This is a genomic window from Gemella parahaemolysans (genome assembly GCF_053758945.1).
The window spans coordinates 18,385-31,617 of record NZ_JBSMTP010000011.1 but is presented as its reverse complement, the minus strand read 5'-3'; the positions used below and the strand labels follow the sequence as shown (position 1 = coordinate 31,617).

The window sequence follows — 13,233 nt, the reverse complement described above, 5'->3', positions numbered from 1 at the left end:
ATAGTAATTATAAAATTTTACTAACTATAATGGATAGTAATGCATATAAATCATTATAGAATAATGAGGTGATAGAGTGAAAAGTGAGAAGTTAGAAGTTAAGAATCTAGTGTTTAACTACGGCGTGAAAAACATTTTAAATGATATATCATTTGAGGTTTCAAATGGGGATTTTATTGCAGTCGTTGGTAAAAGTGGTGCAGGGAAATCTACGTTGTTAAGGTGTTTAAACTTGTTAAATAAACCTAAATCTGGTGAAATTATTATTTCTGACGAAAATATAGTTAATTTTAATAGGGCAAAATTGAAACTATTAAGAAGAGATATTGCTTTTATATTTCAAGATTATAATGTACTAGATAATTTATATACAGTTGAAAATGTTTTGACACCTTATTTAGTAAAAAAATCTGTCATGGGTCTTTTATTAGGATATACAAAAAAAGAATATAATGAGGGTGTTGATTTCCTAAAGCAAGTTGGACTAGGAGATGAAGCTTTTAAAAAGTCTAAGTATTTATCAGGTGGTCAAAAACAAAGGGTTGCTATAGCTAAAGCATTAGCACAAAATCCAAAAATTCTACTAGCTGATGAACCTGTAAGTAGCTTAGATGAAAAAAATACGACTCTTATAATGGATACATTTAAAAAATTAAATGTAGAAAAAGGAATAACAGTACTTATAAATCTTCACGATGTTAATCTTGCGAAAAAATATAGTACGAAGATTTTAGGATTAAAGGATGGAAAAGTTTTATTTTATAAAGATTCTGAGAAGGTGACTAAAGATGAATTTGAAGAACTTTATAATTAAAAAATCTATAACGAAGTTAGCTTCATTGGCTTTTATTGTTTTGATTATTTTTATTGCATATAGCCAATATGATACAAAGACTTTTTCATTAGGATTTAAAAGGATACAGAATCTTCTGGGACGCATGTATCCTGTTGATTTTTCTATTTTACCTGAATTGAAACAACCGATTATAGAAACAATTAATATTGCTCTATTTTCATCAATATTAGCTTTATGCACAACGTTAATATTACTACCAATACTAACTAATGTACTATTTAAACTTAAGATAATTCCAAAAATATTTAGTGCGGTATTCTCTGTTTTCAGAACAATGCCATTTCTAATAATTGCTGCAATCTTAGTAAGTTTATTTAGTACTGGAGTATTTAGTGGTTTTGTGAGTATTTATTTAATAAATATTCTAACATCAGCTAAGCTATTGAAAGAATATGCTGAAGAAGTTGAGATTAAACAGCTAGAGGCTATGGAATCATTAGGAGCTTCAAAATTTATTATCTATAAAAATGCGATTTTATCTAATCTTAAGCCCCAAGTTATCTCGGTATACTTTTTAACTTTGGAATCAAGTATACGTGGAGCAAGTGTTTTAGGATTAGTAGGAGCAGGTGGAATAGGTCAAAGATTATGGCAAGAACTAAATCACTTAAGATATGATAGAGTTTCTATAATAATTATTACTCTTGTTATTTTAATCTTCGTAATTGATCTAGTAAGTTATTATTTTAGAAATTTACAGAATACCTCTCAATTAACTTTTGAAAAGTTTATGCTTAGAAGAAATCTAGTAAAATTTGGTATTCCTGTTGTTATAGTAGGAAGTATACTATATGTTACTAATTTCATTAACATATCACAAGAGAGATTTTTCATAGGATTAAAACAGTTAAATGTGCTAGCTAAAGGGATTATAAATCCTGATTTAGCATATGTTCCAAAAATGCTTAGCGAGCTGTTTATTAGTATAGAAATTGCATTTAGTGCGACGATTTTTGCGGCTATAACAGCTATATTTACATCTTATTTATCATCGGTGAATCTTTTTGGTAAGTATAAAGCATTAGGTGTAAAAGTCTTTATCAATATATTAAGAACATTTCCACCGATAATAGTGGCATTAATATTTTTCAGAGGATTTGGACCAGGTGCAATTAGTAGTTTCTTTGCATTATATATTTATACAGTTGGTGTTATGACGAAAATGTATAATGAGGTATTAGAAGGAATTAATAACAATGTATTACTAATGACAAAAAGTCTAGGGCTTGGAAGTTTTATTAGTTATGTTAAGATAATATTTAATGGATACTTCCCTGAATTCGTTACTATAGTTTTATATAGATTTGAATCAAATATCAAAAATTCAACTATTTTAGGCATGGTTGGTGCAGGTGGTATTGGACATTTGCTTGTAAATAATATAGAATATAGAAATTGGAATAGAATTTCAACATTATTAATTGGTTTATCGTTATCGATAATTATTATAGAAAATATCTCATACTTTATTAGAATGAGAGTGAAAAAATAATTAAAGAAAATATTAAAACAAGGAGAAATAGATGCGTCTAAAAGTAGGAAAAATTGTTAATACTCATTCTTTAAAAGGAGAGGTGAAAGTAATTTCATCAACTGACTTTGAAGAACAACGTTTTAAAAAAGGGAGCGAATTATTAATAACTAGAGGAAATCAAGTTGTTAAAGAAGTAGTTGTAGAAAGCTACAGAACTCATAAAAATAATCTTCTAGTAAAATTTGTAGGAATTGATACAATTGAAGAAGCAGAAAAATTTAAAAATCTACAAATCAAAATCGATTCTGATAATATCGGAGAACTTGAAGAAAATGAGTTTTATTTCCATGAAATTATCGGATGCGAGGTGTTTGATGAAAATAGTAAATCACTAGGTGAGGTAGTTGAGATCCTTACACCTGGCGCAAATGATGTATGGGTAATAAAAGCAGAAAATGGTAAAGAAATTTTAATACCTTACATTGAAGATGTGGTTAAAAAAATAGATGTTGCTAATAAAAGAATTGATATCGAAGTTATGGAAGGGTTAATTGACTAATGAAGATTGATATATTAACGCTGTTTCCAGATATGTTTGATTCATTAAATCATTCAATCTTAGGAAAAGCAAAAGATAATAAGTTATTGGATATAAATATAGTCGATTATCGTAAATTTTCTGGAAATAAACATAACCAAGTAGACGATTATCCATTTGGTGGAGGTCAGGGGATGGTATTAAAACCAGAACCGATATTTAATGCTGTTGAGAGTTTAGATAAAACCGATAAAACACGAATAATTTTACTGTGTCCACAAGGTGAAAGATTCAGTCAGAAAAAAGCAGAGGAACTTTCTGAAGAAGAACACTTGATTTTCATCTGTGGTCACTACGAAGGTTATGATGAAAGAATTAGAGAGTACTTAGTAACAGATGAATTATCGATTGGTGATTTTATTTTAACAGGTGGAGAATTCGCTGCAATGACAATGGTTGATAGTATAGCGCGTCTTGTTCCGGATGTCCTAGGGAAGGAAGAATCTCACAAGGATGATTCATTCTCAACGGGATTATTAGAATATCCTCAATATACACGACCAAAGGACTATAAAGGAATGGTGGTTCCTGATGTATTGACAAGTGGGCACCATAAAAATATAGAAACTTACAGAAAAAAAGAAAGTTTACGAAGAACATTGACTAGACGACCAGATCTACTGGAAAACTATGAATTAAGTAAAGAAGAAGCCAAATTACTTGATGAAATAAAAAAAGAATTAAAAAATTAACGTAAAATAAATGACATAACTGTATTTTTGATGTATAATATTAATATAGTATGTATTGTAAGCACAGGAGGATTAGAAGTAATGACAACTTCATTTGAGGAATTATTAAATAGCTCAGAAATGCTGAAAAAAGGAGATAAAGTAACTGGTACAGTATCTAAAATCGATAACGATAAAGTATACGTTGATGTAGCAGGAGCTCAATATGACTGCGTAATTTTACGTAACCAAATTACTAGAAAGCCATTTGAAAACATTGAAGACGTATTATCAGTTGGTGATGAAGTAGAAGCTCAAGTAACTGGAATTAGAGCAGACCGTGAAAAAAGATCAGAAGATGTACCTGGTGTAATCTACTTATCTCACAAAATTTTAGAAAATGCTGAATATAAAAAATTAATGGAATTATCATGGACTGGAATTATTGAAAAATTCGAAAACGGAGAATTAATTCAAGCAACAGTTTCTGGACAAACTAAAGGTGGATTATTAGCTGATGTAGAGGGATTACGTGCATTTATCCCAGGTTCATACATTGACACTAAATTCAGAAAAGATTTATCTAAATTTGTAGGAAATGAATACACATTCAAAATTGAAGAAGTAGATAAATCTAAAAACAAAATTATCTTAAATAGACGTGTAATCTTAGAAGAAGAAAAAGCTAAAAAATTAGCTGAAGTTTATGGAAATATTAATGAAGGTGATGTAATCGAAGGTAAAGTTAGTCGTATTACTGACTTTGGAGCATTCGTTAACATCGGTGAAGTTGATGGATTATTACACATCTCAGAAATTTCTCACGCTCGTGTAGAAAAAGTTGCTGACGTATTATCAGTTGGAGACACTATTAAAGTTGCAGTTATCGCTGTAGACAAAGAAAATGAAAAAGTTTCACTTTCAGCTAAAACTTTATTACCAACACAATGGGAAGTAGCTCGTGCTACAATTAAAGCTGGAGATCTATTAGAAGGTGTTGTTCGTAACACAACTGCATTTGGAGCATTTGTTGAAGTATTACCAGATGTTGAAGGATTAGTTCACATTTCTCAAATTTCTCACGAAAGAGTTACAAACGTAGAAGACGTTCTTAAAAAAGGTGATAAAGTAAATGTAAAAGTTTTAGAATTTGATTTCGAAAGCGAAAGATTGTCTTTATCAATCAAAGAACTATTAGAAAAACCAGTTAAAGAAGAAGTTAAGGAAGAAGCTGAGTACGATACTTCTTACTTAAAAGATGAAGATACTTCATTCAATCTAGGGGACAAATTTAAAGATATCGAACTTTAATTTGAAAAAATAAAGAAATAAAGGCAGTAGATAGCTTGTCTATTGCTTTTATTTTTTAGGTAGAAATAAATAGTGAATTTTAGTTGAAATGTGGATTTTAACTATATAACTTTCGCTATTTTAGCTAAAAATATTGACAGATATGGAGGTAAAAACATGGCAAAACCAACAGTTGCGATAATAGGTAGACCAAACGTCGGTAAATCTACAATTTTTAATAAAATTATTGGTGATAGATTATCTATTGTAGAAGACGTAGCAGGTGTTACTCGTGATAGAATATACTCAAAAGCAGAATGGTTAAATTACTCATTCTTTATGATAGATACTGGAGGAATTGAATTAGAAGATACTCCTTTCCAAAAACAAATAAGAGCACAAGCTGAATTAGCAATCGACGAAGCAGATGTTATTATTTTCTTAACAAATGGTCGTGATGGAGTAACTAGTGATGATGAAGAAGTTGCTAGATTACTTTATAAAACAGATAAACCAGTTGTACTTGCAGTAAACAAAATTGATAACTTTGATATGAATCATATGATTTATGATTTCTATTCATTAGGATTTGGTGATCCATTCCCAATTTCTGGATCTCATGGATTAGGTATCGGTGATTTACTTGATGAAGTTTGTAAAAACTTTAAAGTACTAGAAGAAGAGGAAGAAGATGACAAGATTAGATTCTCTCTTATCGGTCGTCCTAATGTAGGTAAATCTAGTTTAATTAATACGATTTTAGGTGAAGAACGTGTTATTGCATCTGATATTGCCGGAACTACACGTGATGCAATCGATACTGATTTCAAACACAATGGAGATGAGTATGTAGTAATCGATACAGCTGGTATTAGAAAACGTGGTAAAGTATATGAGAGCTGTGAGAAGTATTCAGTACTTCGTTCTCTAAAAGCTATCGAACGTTCAGATGTGGTCTTAGTGGTTCTTAATGCTGAAGAAGGTATTATTGAACAAGACAAAAAAGTTGCAGGATATGCACACGAATCTGGAAAAGGTGTAATCATCGTTGTTAATAAATGGGATGCAATTGCTAAAGATGATAAGACGATGAAAGAATTTGATGAAAAAATTCGTGATAGTTTTGCTTACTTAGACTATGCTAAAATTATCTATGTTTCAGCGAAAACAAAACAACGTGTATTTAACATCTTCCCGTTAATTAAAGAATCATATGAAAATAGACAACGTCGTATTCAAAGTTCAACACTTAATGAAATCGTTGTTGATGCTGTTTCTATGAATCCAACTCCTCAAGATAAAGGTAAGAGACTTAATATTTTTTATGCATCACAAGTTGCTATTAATCCACCGACATTCGTGTTCTTCGTGAATTATCCAGAGCTTATGCATTTCTCTTATGAGAGATTTTTAGAAAATAGAATTCGTGATTCATTTAATTTTGAAGGAACTCCTATTAAGCTATTAGCTCGTCAAAGGAACTAATAATAAGACGAAGATATTATTATACGATCTAGAAGTAAATAAACTTTTGGATCGTATTTTTATGTAGAAAATTTTAAATACATCTAATAAATAATATGAAAACAAAATGAAAATAATGGAAATTAATTACTTGAATTATCAATGGTAAAATTTAGTCAAAATACTAGCAAATAACTTTAGAACGTGGTATAATTCTTTCTATATACTTTACTAATTAGGAGGTAATCTATATGCCATTAGGATATTATGGAATGTCAGGAAGTTATATACTTTACTTTTTACTAATTATGCTGATTCCTTTATGGGCTCAATTTAAGGTAAAAAGAACATACGAAAGATATAAAAAAGTAAGAACAAAATCAGGATTAACTGGAAAAGAAGTTGCAGAAATTATAATGCAAGCAAATGGAATAACAGGTGTTAAAGTAGTAAGAGGTGAGGTTGAGTTATCAGATCACTACGATCCAACTAATAATATTGTAGTACTTTCACCTATTGTTCATGATCAACCGACAGTTGCATCAGTAGCGATAGCAGCTCACGAAATTGGTCACGTTATTCAAGATAAAGTAGCAGACTATAAACCAATGAGATGGAGACACTCATTAGTACCATTAGCTAATCTTGGAGGGAACTTATCAACAATTCTTATTATGGTAGGATTCTTATTAACAGGATTAATTGGGCAATTCGGTTATACTGTTGCTTGGATTGGAGTAGGATTTATGTTATTTGCAGTACTATTCCAAGTAGTGACATTACCAGTAGAGTTCGATGCTTCGAAACGTGCATTAGAACAAGTGGTTGACTTAAACATCGTGGATGATCAAGAACACAGACACTGTCGTAAAGTTCTAACGGCAGCAGCTTTAACTTATGTTGCAGCAGCAGTTGTAGCTTTAATGGAGATGTTAAGATTCGTCTTCATATTATTAAATAGTAATAATAGAGATTAATGAATAATGGATTGTCAATGGAAATTGGCAATCTTTTTTGTTTTATAATGTGCACATTTTTAATTATTTTTAATATCAAAGTTTTACTTAACTATATCTATTGGAAATATAAAAAATAGCTAAACTTATATAAATAATAAAGGAAAATATCAAGCCATTATTTCTTTCATAATATCTCTATTAATGATATAATATTGTAAGACTATATAATAAAGAGGTAATAAATGATTTACGGAATTGGTTGTGATATTGTCGATATTCATCGTTTTGAGAAATATATCGATGACAAAAAGCGACTTGAAAAATTATATACAAAAAATGAGTTAAATGAATTTTATAAAATAATGAATCATAGAAGAAAAATGGAATACTTGGCTAGTCGTTTTGCTGTTAAAGAGGCAACATCAAAGGCGCTAGGAGTTGGAATTTCTAAGGAATTTTCTTTTCATGATGTCGAAGTGAAAAAAGATGATAAGGGGAAACCTTATATTGATTACAAAAATTTTAAAACACATCTTACAATTAGCCATACTGATACAACGGTTGTGGCATTTGTTGTTTTAGAGAAGGGGGATAATAATGATAATTAAAGATAGACCGACAAAACTTAGAGTAGATTTAGATGCACTACTTAATAATTATAATAAGCTAAATAGTCTTAATATTGAAAAAATCGGGTTAGCAGTTGTTAAAGCAGATTCATATGGACTTGGTGCAAAAGTTATTGCGAGACATCTTTATGAAAATGGGGTTAGGCACTTTGCAACTGCAACATTAGAAGAAGCGCTAGAATTAAAAGATATAATTAAAGACAGCATGATTCTTGTATTAGGGGTAATAAATCCTCTAAATGTTAAATATGCTGTAGAAAATAATATATCTTTAACATGTCCATCAAGAGAGTGGTTAGAAGATGCTTTATTACAAATACAGGGATTCGATAAAAAATTAAAAATACATGTGAAAATTGATACCGGAATGGGAAGGATTGGAGCATCTGAATTAGAAGAATTAGAAGAAATTAATAACTTATTGGCTTCAGAAAAAATAGATTTCGAAGGGATTTTCTCTCATTATTCAAATGCTGATGGAGAGAATGATAATTATGATAATTATCAGACAGAAAACTTCGAAAGAAGTATTAAAGTTTTCACGCACAAACCCAAATACATTCATATTGAGAACTCAGCAGGAACAGTAAAATATAGTGACAGAGAAGATCAATATAATCTTTCTAGAATAGGTATTACCTTATATGGTTGTTATCCTAGTGAAAATATAGAAAAACTAGATAAGATAAAATTAGAATCGGTAGCTTCGTTAGTTAGTAAAGTAACTCATGTTAAGAAATTTTCAAAAGGACAAAGGTTAGGGTATGGGATAAGTTACGAGGCTAAAGAAGATGAGTATATCGCAACAATACCTGTAGGCTATGCTGATGGCATTTTAAGGAGAGCTCAAGGGTTCAAGATTAAAGTAGGTTCAGAAAATTGTGAGATAGTAGGACGTGTTTGTATGGATCAACTTATGGTACGTTGTAGTGAAAGCATAAAAGTAGGAGACGATGTTTTAATTTTTGGAGAGAATAATGGCCAAAAAATATCAGTCGATGATTTTGCTACATATCAAGATACAATAAGTTATGAAATATTCTGTTGTATAAATAAACGTGTTCCAAGAGTTTATTATAAAAATAAAATGGAGTTATAAAATGTACGAGAAAATTACAAAAAACTTAGCAACTAAGTTAAAAATACAAGATAAGTATATAGTGAATGTATTAAACTTACTAGAAGAAGGAAATACAATTGCTTTTATTGCAAGGTATAGAAAAGAACTAACAAATTCTCTAGATGAAGTTGCTATTAAACAAATTCAAGATGAATTTAATTATCTAAAATCACTTGAAGAAAGAAAAGAAGAGGTAATTAGATTAATTTCAGAAAAAGGTCTACTTACAGATGAACTAAAAAAAGATATTTTAGCTCAAGAAAAATTACAAAGGGTAGAAGATCTATATCGTCCGTTTAAAGAGAAAAAACGTACTAAGGCTACGATAGCTAAAGAAAAAGGTTTAGAGAAACTAGCTAATTATATTCTGAAACTTCCTAAATCATTAGAAGATTTGAATAAAGAAGCTGCTAAGTATATAAATGCTGAAAAAGAGGTTAATACAGCTGAAGAAGCAATTAACTATGCATTAGATATTATTGCAGAAAATATTTCTGATAGTGCTAAATATCGTGAATACGTACTTGAAAACACTAGAAAATTCGGTCAAATTACTTCAGTACTTAAAAAGGGTGGAGAAGAAAAAGACGAAACTGCTACTTATAAAAATTACTATGAGTTTGGAGAACAAATTTCGAAAATTGCTTCGCACAGAATTCTTGCATTAAACAGAGCTGAAAAAGAAGGTATAATTCGTGTAAGTATCGAAAATGATAAAGACAGATTACATAACTATATACTACGTGGTTTGACAAAAAATCGTCAGACTGCTATTAGTAACTTGCTACTAGAATGTATAGCTGATAGTATGAAGAGGTTAATTTATCCATCAATTGAAAGAGAGATTCGTAGTGATTTGACAAAAAAAGCTGAGGAAGATTCTGTTGTTATCTTCTCAGAAAACTTAAAACAACTATTAATGCAAAGTCCACTAAAAAATAAAAAAGTTTTAGGAATTGACCCTGCATTTAGAACAGGTTGTAAGATGGCAATTGTTGATGAATATGGTAACTTTATAGATAAAATGGTAATATATCCGCATAAACCAGCTTCAGCAGATAAACAAGAAAAATCTAAAAAAGACTTAATAAAATTTATTAATAGACATAATATTAATTTAATAGCGATTGGTAATGGTACTGCATCTCGTGAAACTGAGAAATTCGTAGTAGATAATTTAAAAGAAGCAGGATTAAAAATTGACTATGTTATCGTAAATGAAGCGGGAGCGAGTGTGTACTCGGCTAGTGAAGTAGCACGTGAAGAATTCCCAGACTTTAATGTAGAAGAAAGAAGTGCTGTATCTATAGCACGTCGTATCCAAGATCCATTAAGTGAACTTGTAAAAATTGATCCTAAATCAATCGGTGTAGGACAATACCAACACGATATTACTCCTAAGTTTTTAGAAAAAGAGCTTACTTTCGTAGTAGAAACTGCGGTTAACAAAGTAGGGGTAAATGTTAATACCGCATCTGTTTCGCTACTATCATATGTTTCAGGTGTTAATAAACAAATCGCTAAAAATATCGTAGCGTATCGTCAAGAAAATGGAAAAATAGAAACAATTAAAGAAATAGCCAAAGTACCAAGACTTGGTAAAAAGACATTCGAACAATGTGTAGGATTCTTTAGAATTCCAGATAGTAAAAATATTTTCGATGCTACGGGTATTCACCCAGAAAGCTATAAAGCTGCAGAGAATTTACTAAAAGAGCTGAAACTATCTACTAAAGAAGTAGGAACAGAAGAGTTTGCTACTACAATAGACGGAGTAGATAAAAAAGCCCTAGCAGAAAAAATCGGTGTTGGACTTGAAACATTAGAAGATATAATTAAAGATTTAAAACAACCGCTACGAGATGAACGTGAATCATTTGCTAAGCCGTTGTTAAAATCTGATATTCTAACTATCGATGATCTTCAAGTTGGTGTGAAACTAGCAGGTACTGTTAGAAATATTACGCAGTTTGGAGCATTTATTGATATTGGTTTAAAACAAGATGCTATGGTGCATATTTCAAAAATTAGTAAAAATTATATAAAAAATCCACTTGATGTTCTTAGTGTAGGTCAAATCGTAGATGTTTATGTAATAGACATAGATAAAGAACGAGGACGTGTTGCACTAGCAATGTTTAAAGATTAAAGGAGGTAAAAATGAGTAATAACAAATCAAAATACCTTCCAAGTATAGATAGTTTGAGGGCATTGGCAGTATTAGCCGTTATTATTTATCATGTTGATGTAAATTACCTACCGGGTGGATTTTTGGGGGTTGATTTATTTTTTGTTTTATCAGGATATTTAATTAGTTCATTAATTATAAAAGAATTCAGAAAAACAGGGACTGTAAATTTATATAACTTCTATATAAGAAGGGCTAGACGTCTGTTACCAGCCGTTTACTTTATGATAACGGTTGGATTAGTAGTAATGGTGCTTTTTAATGAAGTTCTACTTCGAAAAAGTCATCTAGATGCTATATTTGGTTATATATACTCTAGTAACTGGTGGTATATATTCCATAAGCTTGACTATTTTGATAGCTTCGGTGCGCAAAGTCCATTTAAACATTTATGGTCTTTAGCAATAGAAGAGCAATTTTATATGATTTTTCCATTGCTATTTTTATTAGTCAATGGAAAGAAAAAATCAAAAGATGGAACGTATAAATTAAATAAGAACTTTTTATATGTTGTTCTTGGGTTAATATTAGTATCATTAATAGCTCATATTCTTTTATTTGATATAAACAATATTAGTAGAATTTATTTTGGAACTGATACAAGAGCATTTTCTCTGCTTGTAGGAGTAGTAGGAGCAATATTATATCCTATGGAAAGATTACATTCTAAGGTAACCCCTCAACAAAATATGATTTACAGTATACTTTCACTAGTTTCTATTGCAGGATTAATAACTGTTATGATTTACACATCTGAGTATAATACATGGTTATATAGAGGTGGATTTCTTCTTGTAGCTATATTAGGTTTAATTGTTATTATTAGTAGTGGTAAACAACACACATTAATGTCTAAATTATTATCATTTAAACCTATTGTGTTTATTGGGAAAATCTCATATAGTTTATACTTATGGCACTTTCCAGTATTAGTACTAACAACTCCGGTATCAGAGATTGGTAATCCAAACATATTCTTCGTTATTCTAAGAATAATTTTAACATTTGTTTTAGCAATTATGAGTTATGTATTTGTTGAAACTCCGATAAGAAAATTAGGATTTATAAATTACATAAATATTATTTTCAAAAAAATAAGAAAACGATCTAGAAAATCTCGTAATATTTATGTAGGTATTGTTGGAGTAGTTTCAATATTATTCTTAATGGGTATTTTTGGGAAAAGTGTTCCATTTATTTCTACAGCTTTTGTAAAAGAAATGGAAACTAATAAAGAAACTCAGTTTGTAAATAACGGAAATAATAAAGATAATAACCAAGAAAAATCTAGTGATTTTAACAAAGATAACAAAGAGAATAAAGATGATAAAAATAATTCTGATAAGAAATATAGTTCAGTATTGGTAATGGGAGATTCATTGACAGTTGATATTGGAGAAAAATTCCAAGAACTATATCCAGGAGCTGTTATTGATGGGAAAATTGGACGTCAATTATATGTAGCAGTAGAAGAGGCGAAAAGCTATTCTAAATACAATAATGAAAATTCAGCGATAATTTTCCAATTAGGAACTAATGGTCCATTTACAGAAAGTCAAATTGAAGAATTAGTAAAAGAGTTCGATAAAGCTGATATTTACTTCGTTAATATTAAAGTACCAAGAGCTTGGGAAAAAACGGTAAATACAGCATTAAAAGAAGCGCAAGAAAAGCATTCAAATGTTAAACTTATTGATTGGTATTCAGTGGCAAATAGCACTAAGGATTTATTCGAACCAGATAGAGTTCACTTAAATCAAACTGGTATAGCTGAAATGGTAACATTAATAGAGAAAAACTTAAAACGCCCAGTGGAAATTAAAGAAAATTAAAAATAATTTAGAGAACTAAGTAGTAAAATGCTATTTAGTTCTTTTATTTATAAAAGAATTAGTATTTGATAATAGATTTGATTAAAATATTATGAAATTAAAGTATCAATTCTGTTTGAAATATTTAACTTTCGTTGAAATATCAATATAGT

Annotated in this window: 11 protein-coding genes; all 11 read left to right on the top strand. The window is 29.8% G+C overall.

The window, feature by feature from the left end:
• Positions 1–76: 76 nt before the first annotated feature.
• The 11 genes from phnC (at position 77) to ACWOBP_RS06795 (ending at position 13,081) form a co-directional block, all read left to right on the top strand.
• Positions 77–814, top strand: a complete 738-nt coding sequence (phnC, locus tag ACWOBP_RS06845; RefSeq protein WP_455338052.1) for a phosphonate ABC transporter ATP-binding protein — start codon at positions 77–79, stop codon at positions 812–814.
• On the top strand, positions 789–2,348 hold the full coding sequence (locus ACWOBP_RS06840; RefSeq protein WP_455338051.1) for a PhnE/PtxC family ABC transporter permease: 1,560 nt from the start codon (positions 789–791) through the stop codon (positions 2,346–2,348). Before phnC ends, ACWOBP_RS06840 begins: the two co-directional genes overlap by 26 nt.
• Positions 2,349–2,379: 31 nt before the next feature.
• Entirely contained in the window at positions 2,380–2,889 is a 510-nt protein-coding gene (gene rimM / locus ACWOBP_RS06835) for a ribosome maturation factor RimM (protein WP_455338050.1), read from the top strand.
• Positions 2,889–3,620 carry a tRNA (guanosine(37)-N1)-methyltransferase TrmD gene (gene trmD / locus ACWOBP_RS06830; protein WP_060913888.1) on the top strand — a complete coding sequence of 244 codons (732 nt, stop codon included), beginning with the start codon at positions 2,889–2,891 and terminating at the stop codon, positions 3,618–3,620. Before rimM ends, trmD begins: the two co-directional genes overlap by 1 nt.
• Before the next feature lie 81 nt (positions 3,621–3,701).
• A complete protein-coding gene (gene rpsA / locus ACWOBP_RS06825) occupies positions 3,702–4,910 on the top strand; it encodes a 30S ribosomal protein S1 (protein WP_455338049.1) in 1,209 nt (402 codons plus the stop codon).
• Positions 4,911–5,066: 156 nt separating this feature from the next.
• Positions 5,067–6,374: a ribosome biogenesis GTPase Der gene (gene der / locus ACWOBP_RS06820; RefSeq protein ID WP_299323406.1), complete on the top strand. Its 1,308-nt coding sequence runs from the start codon at positions 5,067–5,069 to the stop codon at positions 6,372–6,374.
• A 230-nt stretch (positions 6,375–6,604) separates the two neighbouring features.
• A complete protein-coding gene (locus tag ACWOBP_RS06815; RefSeq protein ID WP_455338048.1) occupies positions 6,605–7,330 on the top strand; it encodes a zinc metallopeptidase in 726 nt (241 codons plus the stop codon).
• A 224-nt stretch (positions 7,331–7,554) separates the two neighbouring features.
• On the top strand, positions 7,555–7,920 hold the full coding sequence (acpS, locus tag ACWOBP_RS06810) for a holo-ACP synthase (protein WP_455338047.1): 366 nt from the start codon (positions 7,555–7,557) through the stop codon (positions 7,918–7,920).
• Positions 7,910–9,040: an alanine racemase gene (gene alr / locus ACWOBP_RS06805; RefSeq protein WP_455338046.1), complete on the top strand. Its 1,131-nt coding sequence runs from the start codon at positions 7,910–7,912 to the stop codon at positions 9,038–9,040. The genes acpS and alr overlap by 11 nt, the downstream gene beginning before the upstream one ends.
• A gap of 1 nt (position 9,041) precedes the next feature.
• Complete coding sequence (locus ACWOBP_RS06800) at positions 9,042–11,210, top strand: Tex family protein (RefSeq protein ID WP_455338045.1); 2,169 nt, start codon at positions 9,042–9,044, stop codon at positions 11,208–11,210.
• 11 nt (positions 11,211–11,221) lie between these two features.
• Positions 11,222–13,081 (top strand): acyltransferase family protein, encoded by a 1,860-nt coding sequence (locus tag ACWOBP_RS06795; RefSeq protein ID WP_455338044.1) that lies wholly within the window; start codon positions 11,222–11,224, stop codon positions 13,079–13,081.
• Positions 13,082–13,233: the final 152 nt, after the last annotated feature.